Source organism: Ahrensia sp. R2A130, from assembly GCF_000179775.1.
Taxonomy (GTDB): Bacteria; Pseudomonadota; Alphaproteobacteria; order Rhizobiales; family Rhizobiaceae; genus Pseudahrensia.
This window is the reverse complement of sequence record NZ_AEEB01000017.1, coordinates 442,421-461,129: the sequence shown is the minus strand read 5'-3', so window position 1 is coordinate 461,129 and position 18,709 is coordinate 442,421. Positions and strand designations below refer to the sequence as shown.

The following is an 18,709-nucleotide window of genomic DNA, read 5'->3' as shown; positions in this document are numbered from 1 at the left end:
TTCCTGTTGTTGGGCAGCAGCGAAAAGCTGCCTGCCGTGTCGTCAGATGGAGCGCGCGCGCGGCGAGCCCGTCCGTTTGAGCATCAATTCCGTCAGTCCCCAGACCAGCGCATCGAGCCTGTCTGGAGATGATCCACGACTGAGGCCATCAAGGCCGAAGTCGCACATTTCGTCTTCGAGTTCTGGCAGCGGCCCGACGTGGTGGACCAGCCCCCGCTCATAAAGGTGAGCTACGGGCTCGGCCCGCAACCATTTTCCCCGTGTTGCCTTCACCTGTTTGATCGCCAGATCAGGATCGACTGCGCGCAGAACGCTTTCGGCCATGTCGCCGCCCTGGTTGGTTTCGATGACCAGACGGTCTGCGCCCAACCGCCTGTACAGCGCGACAGCGGCCGCAGCCCATCGGGCCGGCGACACCGCCCCAATCGTCCGGTCCTCCAATATATAGGCTTGTCCATCCTCGCCCTGCCCCACGGCAACCAGACCGCATGCATCGGAATGCGCGTGGCCGGTCACCGGTGGATCGACGGCAACGATGATACGCTGCAGCGGTGGATGTTTGCGAACACGGCACCGCTGCAACATGGGACGTGACCAAAGACCGTCTTCGCGATCCTCGATCAATTCACCGTCGAGTTCCTGACGGCCTAGCGACGTGCCGCCGTAGAGCTTGGTGACGCGATCCAGAAAATTGGGAGCCAAGTGCGCCTCGTTTTCTACCGTTCTCATGCGCGAAATCACCGTGGCTTGATCGTTGATGATCCGTTTCAGCAAAGGCACCGCTTTTGGTGTTGTTGTGACAACCTGACGGGGGCAATTACCCAATCGAAGACCAAGTTGAAGTGTGTCCCATGTCGCTTCGGCGTTTTTCCATTTCGCCAATTCATCGCACCAGGCAATTTCAAATTGCGGCCCACGCAAGCCATCCGGATCTTCGGATGAAAACAGCTGTGCTACCGCTCCGTTTTGCCATTCCAGACGCCGCCGCGAACTGACAAAGATCGGGCGCTCATTGGAGGCATGAATAGCCAACAGACCGGACTCGCCATCCACCATAACTTCGCGGATATCCGCATATGTTTCACCCACAAGCGCAATGCTTCCAACAGCACGTAGCGTGCACCAGTCTTGACCGAGAACCATGCCTTTCACCCATTCGGCACCAGTTCTGGTCTTGCCGGAACCGCGCCCGCCCATCAGCAACCACGTCGACCAATTTCCTTCAGGTGGGAGTTGCGACAGCCGCGCCTTTGGCGGCCAAAATCCCTCCGCTTCGGTTTGGTTCGCCAGCTCAAATGGCGCTAAGAGGCTGTTTCCCGTTTCCGTCTTCGCATTCTGCCCGAGCTGCATCTTCCACTCGCGCGAGGAAAGTTTTCCGCCAGTCATCGTCACTGCCGTTTTTGTCATCGGCGTATCGATCATTGGCAAATTTCTCGCGTTCTTTGTTATCGTGATCGAGTGCATCCTCGACGATCTTCGCCACCGACGCAGTTGCACGGGCAGTTTTCTCGATACTTTCATCACTGTTGGCGATGCGGTCGAACTGCGCCTCAACGAGTTTCAGCAGCCGCGCATGAAGCGCGAAGGCCATGCCAGGGTGGCCCCATCCTTCGCTTGATGCGCGATAGCGGATCGCGGCTAAGGTCGTGTCGGCAACATCGGCAATAACGTGATGATCGACACCGTAAGCTTCGTGCAAACGTCGAGCGGCCAACCATTTATGCCTGTTAGGCTGCTTCATGGTCGCTCCTATCAATGAATTGATTTGGTAATGCCGGACATAAAAAAGCGCCGCACCAGATGGTGAAGCGCCGACAGGCAATTTGTTGTGTATCGAAGCGCCAGTGGCCCAGTTCTCCGATTGTGTCTTAAGACTACACGACGACCGCACCGCAGTCAACGCCTATTTTCCTATTTTATGATTTTTTTCCTTTTTATCTACATTGGGCCACCCTACAATGTATTTTTCCCACTCTTCGATTGATAGCCCCTCCTCGCTAACAGTCTGCCCCGAAACAGAAATTCCAGCTTCATGCACCGTTTGAGGATCCCCGCTGATCAGCGGGTGCCAAGGTCGCAATGCTTTTCCCTCATCAAGCAAACGATATGCACATGTGGGCGGGAGCCATGCATATTGGCCGATGTCGCTTGGCTTAAGCTGCACGCAGTCAGGCACGGTATCGAAGCGGTTCTCGTAATCGCGACATTGGCAGGTATCGCCGTCCAGCAGCAGGCAGGCGACATTTGTAAACGCGATCTCGCCCGTGTCCCAATCTTCCAGCTTTTGCAGGCAGCATCGTCCGCAGCCGTCGCATAAAGCCTCCCATTGCTCCTGTGACATTTCTGCCAGTGGCACGCTTTCCCAGTACGGACGTTCACTTTGAACGGGTTTGGTGCCGCTCACGCGCTTGCTCCTGCCATCGAAATATCCGATTAATAGGCGACTGACCGCCAAAACATTGCCCCTTATGGAACGGAGCCTCCACAAAGGCCATGCGTGATCCTTTCGCACCAAAACGAAAATGGAGCCTGTCACACCTGCTGATGGGTTTTGACTCGTCCGTCGATGACGCCATGTACCGCTTCAAGGCTGGCGGCGGCGAGTGGTGGGAATCCTTGACCATTTTCTTCCGCCGCTTTCGCGTGACGGGCTTCAAAAAGGGCGTGGTCGAACTTTCTTGCGAAGCATTGACGCTGGGCGTGGCTGGCTCTCTGTTGATGCTAGCGCTAGCAAAGCCTGCCTTTGATGAAACAGAGAAAAACTGGCGCGAGCAGCGCGAGTACTCGGTCACTTTTCTCGACCGCTTTGGCAACGAGATCGGCCGTCGCGGGATCTTGCACAGTGACGCAGTTCCAATAGACGATCTGCCGGATCACTTCGTGAAAGCCGTGTTGGCGACCGAAGACAGGCGTTTCTTCGAGCATATCGGCATCGACTTCCTCGGACTCGTCCGCGCGATGGTCGAAAACGCCCGCGCGTCCCGCGTGGTTCAAGGTGGCTCAACGATCACGCAGCAGCTGGCAAAGAACCTGTTTTTGACGAACGAGCGGACACTGAGCCGCAAAATCAAAGAAGCGTTTCTTTCCCTTTGGCTCGAATATAATCTGAGCAAGAAAGAGATTTTGAAGCTTTATCTCGACCGCGCTTATATGGGTGGCGGCGCGTTCGGTGCAGCAGCAGCGGCAGAGTTCTATTTCAACAAGTCCATTCGCGATGTGAACCTTGCGGAAGCGTCAATGATGGCCGGACTTTACAAAGCTCCCGCCAAATACGCACCTCACATCAACCTTCCAGCCGCCCGCGCCCGCGCCAACGAGGTGCTAACCAACATGGTTCAGGCCGACTTCATGACAGAGGGTCAAGTTATTCAGGCGCGCCGCCAGCCTGCAACCGCTGTTGAACGTGATAAGAAGGACTCGCCGGACTTCTTCGTAGATTATGCATTTGAGAAGGTGAAAGATCTGGCAGCGACATTTCCAACGAACACATTCATTGCAAAAACGACGCTCGACCCAAGCCTGCAAACTGCGGCCGATGACGCCGTGCTGTCCCACATTCGCCAGTACGGCGAAGAGTATAATGCCGACCAAGCGGCAATGGTTGTGATCGAAAATGGTGGGGCTGTTCGCGCAATTGTCGGCGGCACTGACTACGGCCAAAACCAGTTCAACAAGGCGACGCGCGCTCAACGTCAACCGGGTTCTACCTTCAAACCATTCGTCTATGCCTACGCGATGGAGCGCGGCATGCGTCCCAATCAAGTCGTTTCTGGTGGAGCGATTACCATTCGTGGCTGGACGCCGAAAAATTATAACAACAGAAGCTTCGGTCGGATCAGCCTGACGACGGCTCTCGTGAAGTCGATCAATACCGTGCCAGTTCGTATCGCCGCTCAACTGGGTCGTGGCCCTATCGTTGAACTCGCTCAAAAAATGGGCGTCGACTCACCGCTCACCGCTGAACCGGCGATGCCATTGGGCACCAACGAAATGACAGTGATGGACCAGGCAACTGGCTACGGCGTATTCATGTCAGGCGGCATGACCACCAACCGACATACAATCACACAGGTGACCGACAAAGCCGGTCAGTTGCTCTACGATTTCCGCCGCGATGGAACCAAACCAGTTCGCGTTCTTTCAGAAGATGCGACAGGTAAAATGAACCTGATGCTATCGCAGGTGCCGGAATGGGGAACGGGGCGCCGCGCTAAGCTGGACGGCATTAAGACGGCAGGCAAAACCGGAACCACTCAGGCTTACCGCGACGCATGGTTCGTTGGTTACACCGGCAATTACACCGCAGCAGTTTGGTTTGGTAATGACAACTACACGCCCACAAAACGTCTGACTGGAGGTCGACTTCCAGCTATGACCTGGAAGAAATTCATGACCTATGCCCATGCCGATGTTGAGCTGAAGCCACTGCCGTTTGTGGAACCTGAAAAGAGAAAAGACGGCGGAGAAACACCAGTTGCCTCAAGCGATGCCCCAGCAGATGTACCGGTCAATATCGCTCGCCAAAAACCGCTTTCACTTGCCATGTCTAGAATGCTGGGAGAGCTAGAGCAGCAACTACTGGCAGCGTCACCATTGCCCGAAGCACCTCTTCGCACCACGTCTGCTGCGCCTGTCGGCCCGTCAAAAATTGCGGCATCGGCTGAACCTGCCGACACAACGCAACAGTGACGTTTCGTCGATTCGAACGATTAGGCCTGTCGCGTTGAAAGGATCTTTGGAACTCATGATCGTTGTGTTGCTCGGCCTTGGTGTTGGCGGTGCAATATCGTGGGCGACCATTCGAACAGACCAAGGCATAGGTGCTGCAAGTGTCGGTCAATGGACGTCATGGCCATCTTCAGGGCGTCCTGATTCAGACCCTTACACCAAGGCCCGCGTTGCTGCTGGTGGCGAAATACCACTGGGTGCGGCGGAAGGCTTGTCGTTCGTTATCAGAGCAGATGAAGCGGACCGTAAGCTACGTCCACAGTGCAGTTACCGACTGCAGGGACAAACTCCGCCTGCCCGCCTTTGGACCCTCACCTACCAACGATTGGATGAGAGCGCTGCTCAAACGGTGGCAACAGATGCGACCGTACTGACATCGGGTCAATTGCTTCGCGACCAAACGGGCGCTGTAGATATCGCCATTGGTCCTGGTCTGTCCTCAGGAGATTGGTTGCAGACGTCGGGTGCAGGGTTCTTCATCGTGTTGATGCGGTTTTACGATACGCCACTAACCGGCACCGGTGCGTTAAACGGTATAGATATGCCGTCCCTCAAAAGGGTGGCCTGCTAAATGCGCCGTCTCATTTATGCCGGAGTGGTTGGGCTGGTTCTTGCAGGCATCGTGCATATCATGATCGTGCTTTTGATCCCGTCATATGCCGCTAAAGATGCTTGGGCGAAGCTAGAGCAACGCGGTGAGCCATGGCAGTTTTCCGTGGTCAGCGAACCTGGGCGACTGAACACAGACCTGCCCAATGTCGACCCGGCTTTTGGAATTGCAGCGTGCCGTTTTGATCTGTCTCAAGCGCCGCTTCGAGTCACGGCGGATGGAGACCTGCCATTCTGGTCCGTTGCGATCTTCGACCGCAAGGGCCGCAATATTTACTCCTTCAACGACCGCACTGCCATTGAACGGAAGCTGCTGCTGCTCGTCGTGAACCCCATTCAAATGGCACAAATCCGTAAGAACCCGCCCGCTGAAACAGATCGCGCGGTGCTGTTTGAATCCACGGCTACAACAGGTTTCGTCCTCATCCGTGCCCTTCAACAAGACGAAAGTTGGCGCGAAGAAGTCAGCAGATTCCTTGGACAGGCTAAATGCGAACAGGCTGATTTTGCAGACACCTCCGAGACGGACACATCCTCACAGAACTAAACCTGCTTGCCGGTTGATTATGGTTAACCGCAAATTAACGAGACGCGCAGCATGGTGCGGTAACCGCATTCTTTGATGAATATCCCGCGCATGGCACAGCAGTTCGATCCCGCAATTTCCCACTTGCAGTCTGAGCAAAACGGACTGCGCTCCCAGCCACAGAGCCATGACGAATTGTTAATGCTGGCGACCAATCGCTTTTGCGATACCAATAGCGGCGATCGCCTTAGCCATAACCAATACATTGAGGCGTTCGGGCTGCTCATCGGTTCAGTGACCCAACCAACCAGGCAGATGGTTGCCCGCCTGTTGGCATTCTGTCCGTTTGCGCCGCGCGAACTCGTGCTCAAATTTGCCTATGACACATTGGACGTTGCTTTGCCGATGTTGCGCAACTCGCAGTCGCTGTCCCAGCTAGATCTGCTGACCCTCATCAACACTGAAGGTAGCAACCATTGCGCTGCAATCGCGATGCGACCCGATCTAGGTGCTACCGTCGTTGGTGCATTGCGCGCTTTGAATGACGAAACAGTGAATCAGTATTTAAAGGCCAACCAAGCCTTCCCAATTCTTGCAACCCGCTCATCAATTGATGCGGTCGCATCATCAAGCGCTATTTCGCTTCAAGATCAGCAAATCAGCACAACGCAGATGAATACCAGCACCATCGCGGCAGCACTGGAGGTCGTTCAAGAAGAAACTTCAGCCGAGGCGATTTCGCTCTTTGAAGTGGCAGAAGCGCATATCGAAGTCTCACAGCAGAGCAGCGCACAACAAGACTTGTTGCAAGCAGCCGCACGCGGCGGCCGACTAGACATTGCACCTCCGCCGCTTGCTCCAGCCATCGAAACACCTGATTGGGATTTTGGAGAAGCCATGGAAAAAGCTTCTCGCACAAGCAACCGGCAGGCGATCTGCACCATCATGATGAAACGTTATGGGATAGATCTCACGTCTGCGCATCAGGTGATGGAAGACGACAGCGGCGACACGCTCGCAGTGACGCTAAAAGCTGCCAAGGTAGAAAAAGGGCAAGCGAACCGCATTCAGATTCTTGCTCATCCAACGATTGGTCTGTCCGTACAAAACGCTATGCGCGCAGTCCGCTTCTACGCGACCCTGACACCGGAAAGCTGCTTGGAAGCTATCGAACAATGGCCGAAAGCTGAACTTGCTACGTCAACTGACCATATGCCCGCAACAGCGGATACCGATGGCCTGCGAGAACGCCATATCGGAACGCAGGCGCGCCCGGCATCAGCAGCAGAGACACAGTTGGATACGCGTCGTTTCGGCTAGAATTCGCTGATTACATCGATGAATGCGTGGCCGTCACGATCTTCGATTTCAATCGCCCACAGATCAGGATCGAACCGACGCTCTGATGCGAGAGCATTGTTGATCGCGCCCTCATCAACACCTTCAAGACGTTGCTCGAAACGCCGGTCGTAAGCATTTGTGTCATCATCAACAGTCAGGCTCTGGGGTGCTGGCGCATAGAGGTCATAGCTCCCGCGCAAGCCGCCCCGGTTCACCACAACAAATATAGCGCCAGCCTCTTCCGCTCCGCTATGCAGGACGGTCGCGAATGCACCTGCACCCCGCGCTCTGCGCAATAGCGCAGACACCCAAATTTCGCTCTTTATGCGGAGAAACATGGCTGTCTGCTTGCTTAATATTAGCCTTGGAAGGCACCGATTTCGGTTAGCTTACGCAGAACATCGCCGGATGGCTCACCAGTGATTTTCATGCCGTAATCAAGCTGAAAGCGCTGAATTGCTGTCGCTGTCTGCTGGCCCATCTTACCATCGACCTGAAGTTCTTCATACCCGTAAGCTTTTAGGCCGGATTGAATACGCGCAACCAAACCATCAGCCGGTGCCGCTTGCGGAGCTGTGCTTGTTATCGAAACAGTTTGAATGGGCACCGGCTTTACACTGGCAACCTTCGGTGCCTTGGGAAGCGGTACGCGGTCGGTCTGAGCAGAGGCGGACATCAGAATCTGTGTCAGCAAACGGACGCTGGGCTTTCCGTCCTTTGCAAGACCGGTATCGGTTTGAAATGCAGTGATCGCCTTGCGGGTACGAGAACCATAGACCCCGTCCAGCTTGCCACCGTAATAGCCGCGAACGGACAGAGCTGTCTGCACTTCGCGTAAAACCTCACGGGAAGCCGCGTCCTCAGCAGTCACCACTTTGGTAGCCGGATTAACCGAGGTGGTTTTGACTGTCTTGATTGCAGGAACAGATTTGCTGGTGGGCTCCACCGCAGCAACGCGAGTGGAGAACAACGGCGCAGGATGTTTGCCCGGCTGATACCACACAGCATTTGTTACGATGGCTGCCATCATGACAACCGACATCGCCGCTCCACCCAGCAAGGCGGGGTGAGCGCACAAAATGTCATTTATGAAACCGCCATCACGGGTGGGGGCGGACTTGAGACGATCAGGCTGATACGCGTGCACTGGATTCTCCTTGCGTCTGAATTGAGGACGTCTGGTTTTCGGGTTCCGTATTTTCGGGGCCCGTATTTTCGATTTCTGAGGCGTTGGTATCTGCCTCATCGGTGGAAGCTGCCAATCGCGGGGTGCCGATACGCAAAACACGGGTCTTGGCATCTGCGGGAACCGGCTTTGCCGAGGCGCTACGGAAAGGCAGCATGACGGTAACCGTCGTTCCCTCGTCCGGTTTGCTGTCAAAATGAATCTGGCCGCCGTGAAGCTCCACAAGGCCTTTCACGACAGAAACGCCAAGGCCTGAACCGGTTGGACCGCCTTCGGACGCTGGTTGTGCCTGCATAAAGGGTCGGCCGATTTGATCGATAAATTCACGCGTCATTCCGATACCGAAATCGCTACAGCGGATTTTCACGAAACGACCATGACGCCGCGCGGTCAGGCGAACGCTGGAACCGGCGGGAGAAAACTTGATGGCATTTGAAAGCAGGTTGATCAGCACCTGCTGGCAAGCGCGGCGATCACCAACCACAGCAGCCAGGCTTTTGGGCATATCGCAGACAAGGTCTATGTCTGCAGCGATGGCTTCCGCCTGCATCATAGCGGTTGTTGATTGCGCCATTTCAACGAAATCGAAGGCCGCTACATCAAGCTCGAAATGCCCTTGATCGATACGCGAGACATCGAGTAGATCGCCGACAATTTGTAGAAGATGATCGCTCGACTGCTGGATTAACGCGACATATTCGCGTTGCTTGTCGGTCGTTAGCGGCCCTGCGACACCGGATGCCAGCAGCTGCGAGAAACCACCGATTGCGTTGAGCGGGGTGCGCAACTCATGACTCATCTGGGCGAACTTCTTCGCTTGGGATTCGCCACGCTCAAGCGTTGCAACATCCATCGCATCCAAACGATCTTCCAATGCCCCAACTCGGGTATTGTCGTGCCAAACTGCAACAAGTTCACGGCTCTTGATCGGTGGGTGCAGTATAATGGCAAACTCACGCCACAGAACGTCGCTGTGCCCGCGAACACGCAGTCTCGCCTTAGTAGAAACGCACGCACGGCTTGCCACACTGTCGTTGACAGCCTTGAGAAATACCACACGGTCCTGAACATGCATTGCTTCCAACAAACCTGCGCCGTGAAGGCTCGTAGGTTCGTGACCGGATAGCCGAACAGAAGCTTTGGAAACAAAAGCTGCATGGCCCGAGCGATTGAGACGCATCAACATCTCGTTGGAGTGATCAGCCAGCAAATCAGCACGCTCGATCAAGCTGCGTTCGCGCTCAGCGGAAGCATCTTTGCGACCGATAAGTCGCGTCGCGAAATGAGCGAGATAAGCCAATCCAGCAATGATTGTCGCCGTTGTGAACGTCGAAGCGTTTCCAAAATTCGAACCAATGATCGGCATCAACAAAACTGAAGCCGCAGCAACGCACAACGAAGATACCGTAGCCCACCACATAGCCTTACGGCTGCCTGTTAAGGCAGCTTCCAGCGGCAAAATTGCAAGAAGCGATAGTATTGGAACGGCAGCTGGACCCGCTGCAACAGCCGTCGCAGCAAGCCCACAACCGATGCCAGCAAGTCCGACTGTCGCGGCCTGACGCGACCTGAGCCAGGCAGACAGCCGTGCACTTAGGCCGCTAAGCCAATTATGAGAAACGAAGGAACGCAACACTTATCCTCGAAACGGAAGCCCAGCCATTTGGTGAGCCGCTTTCAACGAACAGGTTGCCACATGCCGTTTAACGGAAAACTAAACATGAAAATTTTAGCGAGATTTTTAATCAGCAATTCCAAAGTGAGCTGCCGGCAGCCCGTGGAATTGGACAAACTGCCCACTTGGCCTGTCGACTGACTGTCGTTAACGCTGGGCCAAAGTGAAACGCGAAAACGACACCATGTCATCAGCACTTACCCTCGACACCGATATCGATGAAATCATCGAGAATTTCTCGTTTCTTGATGATTGGGACGACCGCTATGGCTACCTGATCGAACTGGGCCGCGCGCTTACTCCGCTGGATGATGCGTTGAAAAACGATAGAACCAAAGTTCAGGGCTGTGTCAGCCAAGTGTGGGTTACTTCTCAAGAAGCGGGTGGGCTACTCCAGTTCCGAGGAGCATCAGACGCCCATATCGTTAGCGGACTGGTGGCTGTGACACTGGCTTTGTTCTCAGACAGAACGCCGTCTGAAATACTTTCGCTTGATGAGCGTGAGACATTCCAGAAGATTGGACTTGAAGAACACATCACACCACAACGCGCCAACGGACTGCGCGCCATGGTGGATCGTATAAAGGCCATAGCAGCAGCCAGCTGAGCTTTAGTTTGACTGATGCCCAGCTTTTGTTCCGTAGTGGTTCGACAAAATCACCAATGCAGTGCGCAGCATCAGTTTTGCTGACCTAGGTGGCCAAGACCGTTCCCGCTCAACGGTTTGCAACCCCTTCAAATAACAGCACACATCCAACGCAACACCACACAGATCGTCACCCAGTTGACGACGGACAGCTTCAAGTCGTGCGCGTGCATCTATAGCGTTGTCACCAAGTTCCGCCTTTCCGCCAGCACCGCCTCTCTGGCGTGAGCCTGATGTTGGATCCCAACTGGACGTTACCTTCTGCATCAACTGGGCCCGGGTGAAGTCCAAACGCAGCCGTTCTCCCGCCGCGTAAGCCGCATCGTCAATCCAAGGGGCGCCGTCTTTTCCCTTACGTAGTCTGAGCCGTGACAACGGGGACTCATGGTCATCCACACAGACACTGGTGGTTGCTCCGTTCACATTGATGTTGGTTGCCCGGCGTTTTTGATGTTGCTCTGCAAAGCCGCCGTCCCGTGCGCCATCCAACACGGCTTTCGCCCGGCGAGCTCGCGCTTTGCCAATAGCCGTAAGTGAGATATCCGATCCGTCCAAGCGCAGCACATCAGCAGCTTCCAAAACGGAAATCGCGGAAGTCGTGGCAACCATCGAACGATTGTTATCCGCGGTTAGAATAACGCGATGCTCGACAGAATCGGTTGCTTCAAGAAATGGTTTGCTGGTGACACACGCGTGGTGGGACAGAAATTCCAGAATTCTGACCGCGAGTTTTGTGTTTGAAGATGCATCCATAACTACACCTCCTCCAGAATTCTGACGCTACCACCATCAAAGTAATCGTAGCACAGGGATATGGCATGGCGGGCGTCACTGAGAAGGTCCTCCAGTTGCACCAGAATAAAATCGAACTCCGGGTCTTCACGCTGTTCTTCGATTCGCTCCAAAGCGTAGGCCACGGTGGTACGATCCCGCTTGAATGCCCGACCAACTTCGGTTGCGCACAAGTTGAACATCGTTGCGCTTAGATACATTGCAATCTGTCGTGCCTTGGACGTTTCACCGTTTTCCCGATCCGGTGAATTCAATGCGTCCAGCGAAACCTGGAGAGCGATTGCGACAGTCCTGCTGCATAAGCTGCACACCGCATTACGGTAATTGCCGGAATGGTCGCGCTGTCGAGTGCCCAAATGTTCAAGGTCGAGAGACGGTTCGAGCCGGAAAATATTGGGATCAGCGCGCAGCGGCGAATAACGCCCTACTGGGTTAATAGGCGCAAATGGCGTGACCTCATCTCCTGCGTGATGCAATTGCAGCGGCCCTTTGGAAGACCGCTCATTCAGGAAACCAACACTTCTCGATTTCAACTTCCCATTCATAGACGAACCCTCATCGTTCAAGTCACGTAATTATAGGACCATTATCCTATAAAAAGAACAAAAGGGGAAAGTTTTCTCCGCTCTGTGTATGATTCAGAAAAGCCGATAAATTTCAGTTACATAAAAAAACCGCCCGACAAGCGCCGGACGGTTTAGTATGTTAAATTCAGTTTTCTAGACAAAGCTGAATGGTATTTTGCCTTGATTAGCTGGCCTTTCGGCCAAGCCCCATCTTCTTGGCAAGCCGAGAGCGCTCTGCGGCGTAGTTCGGCGCGACCATTGGATAATCTGACGGCAAGCCCCACTTCTCTCTGTATTGTTCGGGGGAGAGATCGTAGTGGGTTTTCAAATGCCGTTTCAGCGACTTGAATTTCTTCCCATCCTCCAGGCAGATCAGATAGTCGTCTTTTAGCGACTTACGGATCGATACGGCTGGTACGGGTTTTTCTGGCTCAGGCTCGGGCGCCGGAGCCTGCAGCCCGTGAAGGGCACCGTGCACCTCTTTTATTAAACCAGCGAGATCGGATGCAGCAATCGGATTGTTGCCAACATATGCACAGACAACTTCCGTTGTGAGTCCTAACATCACGCTGTCGTCTTCTACTTCATAATTTTCCATTGAGATATATTTCCTTCGAGGAATTCGATTTAAAAGCTTGACGAAACAACCTCTTGATTAGAGAGGGAACCGAACAGATTTATGCGGCAACTAGGCCGCTTGCTTCGCACTGTCAAGCAACGCGATGTATTTGACACTCACAACTAATATCAACGATGTATTCCAAAATAGTCAAAAATATTCGCTTCAATACGTGTCAAAATTTATTTACCCTAAATCGGGCAATTGTGTGTGCCATCGGCAGGAAACGACCGTTACTGAAATGTCCTTGCTAAAGCAAAATTTGGTTTCGCCACACTTGCGCTTGACCTGCGGCACGCAATGGGAAAAGTCGTAGTGACACACAGGGAAACGGAACCCTCGCTATCCTTCGCTCAGCCTTACTCACCATTGGCCTTATGACGCTTTGGCTCCTGTTATCCGGGATCTACAGGCCGTTGATAATTGGCTTTGGCGTATTTTCCAGCGTGGTGTCCGTTTGGCTTATATATCGGCTGGGCTTAGTTCCGGAACGCGGCTTTTTATCCAATATGCGCCCATTTGCGTTGGCGCGGTACGTGTTCTGGCTGGTGTTCGAAATTGGCAAAGCCGACTGGGCAGTGACAAAGGTCATTTTATCCAAAGATCGGGGCGATGATCAAAGACTGTTATATGTGAAGAGTGAGCAGCGATGCGATTTTGCGAAAATGCTCTACGCGAACTCGATCACGATTACACCCGGTACGATAACCGTAGAGACCGAACCCGGTCGATTCATTGTTCATGCACTGAACGAAGAAGCTGGAGATATGGATGGTCTTTCGGCTATGGCTCGCAGGGTCTGCGATCTTGAAACGGTAGATGCATCAAGCGAGTCTGCACCAGCACAAGATGAGGCGCCGGCATGATGATTTTCGTCAACCTGCTGATCATCCTGTGTATGGTGATGATGCTGATCCGCTTATTCGTTGGGCCCACACTGTATGACAGGGTATTGGCGCTCAACGTGTTTGGCACGGCTACCGTCCTACTTATCGCGGCAATGGGCTTTTTGGCTGAACGACCTGAATTTTTGGATATCGCGCTCCTCTACGCTCTTATCAATTTTGTCGGTACGATAGCTGTGCTGAAATTCTTCCGTTATCGCCGTCTGGGTGATGCACCTGAAGATTCCGAGATGGTGGGAACGAACAGCGGTGATGGCGATGCTTGAGATAGCAGTCGAAATAATCAGCTGGATTTGCTTCATTACAGGAGGCTTTTTCCTGTTCATCGGCTCTTTGGGATTACTGCGATTGGGTGATTTCTGGGCACGTCTGCACGCCGCATCGATCATCGACAGCGCGGGCCTTGGCCTCATCTTGTTTGGTATGATGTTTCAGGCGGGACTTACGCTCGTAACGGTCAAGCTCATCGCAATCGTACTCTTTCTGCTGATTACAGGCCCGACCGCATCGCATGCTGTTGCCAATGCTGCATTCGCATCAGGCTCAAGGCCGCGTTCGCTTGTCGTGGACGAAACAGCACGGAAGGAGCCGAAGTTGAGAGCCGGTGAGCCTGTTTCGAAACGCAAACGAAAAGCACCATCCGAAAAGCCAGCGACGAAGAAAACGAAAAGCAAGGCAACCTGATGGAACTTGCTCTCACGCTACTGCTGTTCACCCTACTTGTGACAACAGCTATCGCCATCGTGTTCATGACGCGGCTATTTGCGGTTGTCATGTTGTCAGGGGTGTTCTCGCTTCTTGCAGCGCTGCTGTTCATCGTTATGGACGCGGTGGATGTTGCCTTTACTGAGGCGGCCGTCGGCGCTGGTATTTCCACCGTCTTGATGCTGAGCACCATCGCTTTGACCGCGCGGAGTGAAACACCAACCCGCACGAGCAGTTGGACCCCTCTCGCGGTTGTTGTTCTGACAGGCAGTGTTTTGATCTACGGCACACTGGACATGCCAAATTTTGGCGATCCTACTGCACCCGTTATTTCCGGCGTGGCGGCAGGCTACATTGAGCGAACGCCATCTGAAATCGACGTACCCAATATCGTGACGGCCGTTTTGGCCAGCTACCGGAGCTTCGATACATTCGGTGAAGTCGTAGTGGTTTTCACCGCAGGGATTGGGGTCGTTCTCTTGCTCAGTGGCTTGGGCCGCAGACGTCGCCGTCAGGGTGGGAGCGACCGATGAACGATCACCATCTCATTTTACGGGTTGTAGCCCGAATCCTGATCGCGCCGATATTCTTGTACGGACTCTATGTGCAGTTCCACGGCGACTTCGGTCCCGGTGGCGGCTTTCAGGCCGGTGTTATTTTCGCGGTTGGTTTTATTTTATACGGCACAATTTTCAGCTTGCGACAGCTTCGGGCGAAATTTCCGGACCATGTGATCCACCGGCTTATGGCTGTTGGCGTCCTAATGTATGGCGGAACAGGCGTGCTTGGCATGATATTCGGCGACAATTTCTTGAACTATGGCCAATTGGGACCTTACCCCATCGCAGCCCAACACTACGGAATTATCGCAGTTGAGGTCGGCGTAGGCTTGGCCGTCTTCGCGGTCATGTTGTCGGTTTATTACGCGTTTGCTGGTCGTTCCGGCTCTATAGACGATAAGGACTGGTAGCGTGGAGCAGTTCATCAATCTGGAATTCGTGCTCGGGCACATGAACTACTGGTTCTTTGTCGTCCTTATGATGACGGGGCTTTACGTCGTCGTCGCACGCGGCAATTTCTTGAAAAAAATCGTTGGCCTGAATCTCTTTCAGGCCGCGGTTTTTATGCTTTATATTTCAATGGGCAAAGTTGCAGGCGGTACAGCGCCGATCTTTGGCGACAACCCCGACTACGTTTATTCCAGCCCCCTGCCCCACGTATTGATACTGACCGCAATTGTTGTTGGCATCGCCACGACGTCTCTTGGCCTCGCCCTTATCGTTCGAATTAACGAGGTGTACGGCACAATTGAAGAGGACGCGGTTTTGCATCAGGACCATTTGATTGCAGCCGAAGAAGCTGGCGTGACGCCTCGGCATATTCCCGGGGAAGCGGAATCGTGATGTCCGATTGGGTTCATCTGGCAATCGTATGTGTCGTTTTGGTGCCGCTTTTTGCGAGCCCACTCGCGGTTATTGTTGGCTACAGAACGTTTGCGTTCGCGATTGCATGGATCGCCAGCGGACTTTCACTATTATGCGCGCTCATTTTGTTGATGGCCGTAAAAGACGGGACAGTTTTATCATACGCGATGGGTGGTTGGGCTCCTCCTATAGGCATTGAGTACCGCGTTGATGCAGCCAATGCCCTGGTCTTGGTCATAGTATCGGCGATGGCGTTCATCACTCTGCCGTACAGCCGCGAAACCATCCGCCAAGAGATAGCAACACGCCATCATACACTGTTCTACGCATGCCTGATGCTTTGTCTGACAGGCTTATTGGGTGTTACGATTACAGGCGATGCATTCAACGTTTTCGTGTTCCTCGAGATATCGTCATTGGCGACCTATGTGCTGGTATCTCTCGGCGCAAAGAACGACAAACGAGCGCTATCAGCGGCCTATGATTACCTGATTCTTGGCACTATCGGCGCGACGTTCTTCGTCATCGGTCTGGGCATGATTTATCAGGCCACCGGCACGCTTAATATGGTGGACCTGGCTGAGAAACTATCCGGCATGGAAGAGAACCGCACGGTTCGTTCCGCGTTCGCATTTCTCGTCATCGGGATGGGTCTGAAGGTCGCGATCTACCCGCTTCACCGCTGGTTGCCCGGCGCTTACGCTTTTGCACCATCTTCAATTTCAGCCTTCCTTGCCGCTACATCCACTAAGGTCGCGATCTATGTGCTGATGCGGTTCATGTTCTCGGTCTATTCGGTCAAGTTTGTCTTCGAGCTCGATCTGCTGGAATACATCGTTATGCCGCTCGCCGTGTTGGGCATGTTTGTTGGCTCCGCAGTCGCTGTCTATCAGGCTAACATCAAGCGTTTGCTCGCTTTTTCCAGCATTGCGCAGATCGGTTACATGTTGCTTGGCATCGGCCTTGTGAGCGTTGAAGGGACGACGGCCACCATGGCGCATCTGTTCAACCACGCCGTCACCAAAGGCGCGTTGTTCCTAGCAGTTGGTGCAATCATCTATCGGATCGGCAGCCCATTGGTGCGCGACATGGAGGGCATTGGTCGACAGATGCCATGGACCGGCGCTGCGATGGTTATCGGCGGCTTGTCACTAATCGGCGTTCCCGCAACAGCGGGTTTTGTATCCAAATGGCAGTTGCTCTTTGCAGCTTTTGAAAAAGGCTGGTGGCCGATTTCTATGCTCATCGTGGCCTCATCCCTCATCGCCGTCATATATGTCTGGCGCATTGTCGAAACGCTTTACATGAAACCGGTTCCTGCCGGTCGTGATGTCAGCGAGGCACCGCTTTCTTTGCTCATTCCGACTTGGGTTTTGATTATCGCCACGATTTATTTCGGCATCGACGCAAACGCCATTCTGTCCATCAGCGAAGTTGCCGCCCGCAGCATGCTGGAAGGCGGTTATCTCGGTGATGCAACTATCGTCGGGGAGGTCGGACGCTGATGTCTCCCAACACTCTTATGATCCTGTCGCTGGTTATCCCGCTTGCAGCCAGCATCATGTGTCTGCTGCTCAAGAACCAACACAATCTACGCGATGGCCTGACTTTCGCGGCAACGCTGGCGCTGTTTGCGACGGTATTGTCGATGGCATTTGCGCTAGAGGATGGCGCGAAGTTTAGTCTGAATCTCGTCGACTTTGCACCCGGCATCTCTTTTGCCTTCGAAATCGAACGCCTCGGCTTGATGTTCGCGCTGGTCGCATCATCGCTGTGGGTGCTGACCCATATTTACGGCGTCGGATACATGCGCGGGAACAACGAGAAGCACCACGCGCGTTTCTTCGCATGCTTTGCCTTCGCCATTTTTGCAGCTTTAGGCATCGCATATTCCGCCAACCTGCTGACACTGTTCCTCTTCTACGAATTGCTCACCGTCTCGACCTACCCGTTGGTTGCCCATAAAGGCACACCGGAAGCCATTCGTGGCGCGCGTATCTACCTTGGCATCTTGATGGGCACGAGCATCTTCTTCCTGCTGCCTGCTATCGTGTGGACGTGGAGCATCACCGGCACCATGCAGTTCACGCCGGGTGGCGTGTTCAACGGACAAATTTCACCGCTGTTCATGGGGATTTTGCTGGGTCTTTATGCCTTTGGCATCGGTAAGGCTGCACTCATGCCGTTCCATGCGTGGCTACCAGCAGCAATGGTGGCACCGACGCCCGTTAGCGCGTTGCTGCACGCGGTCGCCGTTGTGAAGGCTGGTGTGTTCTCGATCCTGAAGGTCGGCATCTATATTTTCGGCATTGATAACCTCTACTCCACAGGATCATCGGAATGGTTGGTCTGGGTTGCTGCCGGTACGATTATTATCGCCTCGCTCATCGCCATGGCGCAGGACAATTTGAAAAAGCGCCTTGCCTATTCAACGGTCAGCCAACTGTCCTACATCACGCTCGGCGTAGCACTTGCCACCACGACAGGTGCGCTGGACGGTGCGTTGCACATCGTTACGCATGCCTTCGGTAAGATAACGTTGTTCATGTGTGCAGGCGCGATTTACGTGGCCACGCACAAGACCGAGATCAGCGACATGAACGGCTTGGGCCGCAAGATGCCGTTCACATATCTCGCCTTCGGTATCGGTGCGCTTTCAATCATCGGGCTCCCGCCATTGGCAGGCTCTTGGTCGAAATGGCTGCTGCTCATCACCGCCGCTGAAACGAACCACCAGATCGTAGTCGGCGTTCTGATTCTGTCGTCTCTGCTCAACGTGGTCTATCTTCTGCCCATCTTCGCCAGAGGCTTTTACGGTGGCGGTGTGGTGCAGGATGGTGTGCCGTGGCGCGAACGTATTCAGGAAGCGCCGTTGTTCTGCGTGGTTCCGCCGTGCATCACCGCCGTCTGCTGCCTGCTCATCTTCTTCTATGCGGGTACGATTGAGGAATTCCTCATCCCGATTACCAACGTTCCGGGGCAATGAC

At 54.0% G+C, this 18,709-nt stretch carries 22 protein-coding genes; 13 read left to right on the top strand and 9 right to left on the bottom strand.

The window, feature by feature from the left end; genetic code table 11:
* Positions 1 to 42: 42 nt before the first annotated feature.
* The 3 genes from R2A130_RS11425 to R2A130_RS18125 all read right to left on the bottom strand — a co-directional run bounded on the left by R2A130_RS11425 (position 43) and on the right by R2A130_RS18125 (position 2,404).
* Entirely contained in the window at positions 43 to 1,350 is a 1,308-nt protein-coding gene (locus R2A130_RS11425) for a terminase large subunit domain-containing protein (RefSeq protein ID WP_156798485.1), read from the bottom strand.
* Positions 1,292 to 1,741 (bottom strand): hypothetical protein, encoded by a 450-nt coding sequence (locus tag R2A130_RS18495; RefSeq protein ID WP_009758210.1) that lies wholly within the window; start codon positions 1,739 to 1,741, stop codon positions 1,292 to 1,294. Before R2A130_RS18495 ends, R2A130_RS11425 begins: the two co-directional genes overlap by 59 nt.
* A 162-nt stretch (positions 1,742 to 1,903) precedes the next feature.
* Entirely contained in the window at positions 1,904 to 2,404 is a 501-nt protein-coding gene (locus tag R2A130_RS18125; protein WP_256364874.1) for a YcgN family cysteine cluster protein, read from the bottom strand.
* Positions 2,405 to 2,493: 89 nt separating this feature from the next.
* Here R2A130_RS18125 and R2A130_RS11415 point away from each other — a divergent pair, with 89 nt between their 5' ends.
* The 4 genes from R2A130_RS11415 (at position 2,494) to R2A130_RS11400 (ending at position 7,183) form a co-directional block, all read left to right on the top strand.
* A complete protein-coding gene (locus R2A130_RS11415) occupies positions 2,494 to 4,689 on the top strand; it encodes a transglycosylase domain-containing protein (RefSeq protein ID WP_009758208.1) in 2,196 nt (731 codons plus the stop codon).
* Between the two features lie 55 nt (positions 4,690 to 4,744).
* The gene (locus R2A130_RS11410) at positions 4,745 to 5,299 is read left to right on the top strand and encodes a DUF1214 domain-containing protein (protein WP_040305847.1); all 555 of its coding nucleotides are present in this window, start codon (positions 4,745 to 4,747) and stop codon (positions 5,297 to 5,299) included.
* Positions 5,300 to 5,884: a putative N- transmembrane anchored protein gene (locus R2A130_RS11405; RefSeq protein WP_009758206.1), complete on the top strand. Its 585-nt coding sequence runs from the start codon at positions 5,300 to 5,302 to the stop codon at positions 5,882 to 5,884.
* A gap of 273 nt (positions 5,885 to 6,157) precedes the next feature.
* Positions 6,158 to 7,183, top strand: a complete 1,026-nt coding sequence (locus tag R2A130_RS11400; protein ID WP_198008705.1) for a DUF2336 domain-containing protein — start codon at positions 6,158 to 6,160, stop codon at positions 7,181 to 7,183.
* Here R2A130_RS11400 and R2A130_RS11395 read toward each other — a convergent pair.
* From R2A130_RS11395 to R2A130_RS11385, 3 genes are read right to left on the bottom strand one after another with little or no spacing between them, the layout of a single operon-like run.
* Complete coding sequence (locus R2A130_RS11395; RefSeq protein WP_009758204.1) at positions 7,180 to 7,542, bottom strand: DUF1491 family protein; 363 nt, start codon at positions 7,540 to 7,542, stop codon at positions 7,180 to 7,182. The two genes, R2A130_RS11400 and R2A130_RS11395, sit on opposite strands and share 4 nt — an antisense overlap.
* Positions 7,543 to 7,562: 20 nt before the next feature.
* The gene (locus R2A130_RS11390) at positions 7,563 to 8,351 is read right to left on the bottom strand and encodes a peptidoglycan-binding domain-containing protein (RefSeq protein ID WP_009758203.1); all 789 of its coding nucleotides are present in this window, start codon (positions 8,349 to 8,351) and stop codon (positions 7,563 to 7,565) included.
* Positions 8,332 to 9,756 (bottom strand): PAS domain-containing sensor histidine kinase, encoded by a 1,425-nt coding sequence (locus R2A130_RS11385; protein ID WP_198008704.1) that lies wholly within the window; start codon positions 9,754 to 9,756, stop codon positions 8,332 to 8,334. The genes R2A130_RS11390 and R2A130_RS11385 overlap by 20 nt, the downstream gene beginning before the upstream one ends.
* A 493-nt stretch (positions 9,757 to 10,249) precedes the next feature.
* Here R2A130_RS11385 and R2A130_RS11375 point away from each other — a divergent pair, with 493 nt between their 5' ends.
* Positions 10,250 to 10,672 (top strand): SufE family protein, encoded by a 423-nt coding sequence (locus R2A130_RS11375; protein WP_040305653.1) that lies wholly within the window; start codon positions 10,250 to 10,252, stop codon positions 10,670 to 10,672.
* A 3-nt stretch (positions 10,673 to 10,675) separates the two neighbouring features.
* Here the strand turns inward: R2A130_RS11375 and R2A130_RS11370 are convergent, their stop codons facing one another.
* The 3 genes from R2A130_RS11370 to R2A130_RS11360 all read right to left on the bottom strand — a co-directional run bounded on the left by R2A130_RS11370 (position 10,676) and on the right by R2A130_RS11360 (position 12,667).
* A complete protein-coding gene (locus R2A130_RS11370; protein ID WP_156798483.1) occupies positions 10,676 to 11,290 on the bottom strand; it encodes a DUF6456 domain-containing protein in 615 nt (204 codons plus the stop codon).
* A gap of 176 nt (positions 11,291 to 11,466) precedes the next feature.
* A complete protein-coding gene (locus tag R2A130_RS18120; RefSeq protein WP_156798482.1) occupies positions 11,467 to 12,069 on the bottom strand; it encodes a helix-turn-helix domain-containing protein in 603 nt (200 codons plus the stop codon).
* A gap of 184 nt (positions 12,070 to 12,253) precedes the next feature.
* Positions 12,254 to 12,667, bottom strand: a complete 414-nt coding sequence (locus R2A130_RS11360) for a MucR family transcriptional regulator (RefSeq protein WP_009758198.1) — start codon at positions 12,665 to 12,667, stop codon at positions 12,254 to 12,256.
* A 398-nt stretch (positions 12,668 to 13,065) separates the two neighbouring features.
* On the opposite strand from R2A130_RS11360, the gene R2A130_RS17625 reads away from it, so the two are divergent.
* Genes R2A130_RS17625 through R2A130_RS11320 form a run of 8 tightly spaced genes read left to right on the top strand, consistent with a single transcriptional unit; the run spans position 13,066 to position 18,708 of the window.
* Positions 13,066 to 13,554 (top strand): Na+/H+ antiporter subunit E, encoded by a 489-nt coding sequence (locus R2A130_RS17625; RefSeq protein WP_009758197.1) that lies wholly within the window; start codon positions 13,066 to 13,068, stop codon positions 13,552 to 13,554.
* Complete coding sequence (locus tag R2A130_RS11350; protein ID WP_009758196.1) at positions 13,551 to 13,859, top strand: monovalent cation/H+ antiporter complex subunit F; 309 nt, start codon at positions 13,551 to 13,553, stop codon at positions 13,857 to 13,859. Before R2A130_RS17625 ends, R2A130_RS11350 begins: the two co-directional genes overlap by 4 nt.
* Positions 13,852 to 14,277 carry a monovalent cation/H(+) antiporter subunit G gene (mnhG, locus tag R2A130_RS11345; protein WP_156798481.1) on the top strand — a complete coding sequence of 142 codons (426 nt, stop codon included), beginning with the start codon at positions 13,852 to 13,854 and terminating at the stop codon, positions 14,275 to 14,277. The genes R2A130_RS11350 and mnhG overlap by 8 nt, the downstream gene beginning before the upstream one ends.
* Entirely contained in the window at positions 14,277 to 14,831 is a 555-nt protein-coding gene (locus R2A130_RS11340) for a DUF4040 domain-containing protein (RefSeq protein ID WP_009758194.1), read from the top strand. The genes mnhG and R2A130_RS11340 overlap by 1 nt, the downstream gene beginning before the upstream one ends.
* Positions 14,828 to 15,268, top strand: coding sequence for a Na(+)/H(+) antiporter subunit B (locus R2A130_RS11335; RefSeq protein WP_009758193.1), 441 nt, complete (start codon positions 14,828 to 14,830; stop codon positions 15,266 to 15,268). Before R2A130_RS11340 ends, R2A130_RS11335 begins: the two co-directional genes overlap by 4 nt.
* Before the next feature lies 1 nt (position 15,269).
* Entirely contained in the window at positions 15,270 to 15,701 is a 432-nt protein-coding gene (locus R2A130_RS11330) for a cation:proton antiporter subunit C (RefSeq protein ID WP_009758192.1), read from the top strand.
* Positions 15,701 to 17,227: a monovalent cation/H+ antiporter subunit D family protein gene (locus R2A130_RS11325; protein WP_009758191.1), complete on the top strand. Its 1,527-nt coding sequence runs from the start codon at positions 15,701 to 15,703 to the stop codon at positions 17,225 to 17,227. Before R2A130_RS11330 ends, R2A130_RS11325 begins: the two co-directional genes overlap by 1 nt.
* Positions 17,227 to 18,708 (top strand): proton-conducting transporter membrane subunit, encoded by a 1,482-nt coding sequence (locus R2A130_RS11320; RefSeq protein ID WP_009758190.1) that lies wholly within the window; start codon positions 17,227 to 17,229, stop codon positions 18,706 to 18,708. Before R2A130_RS11325 ends, R2A130_RS11320 begins: the two co-directional genes overlap by 1 nt.
* The last annotated feature ends 1 nt before the right edge of the window (position 18,709 follow it).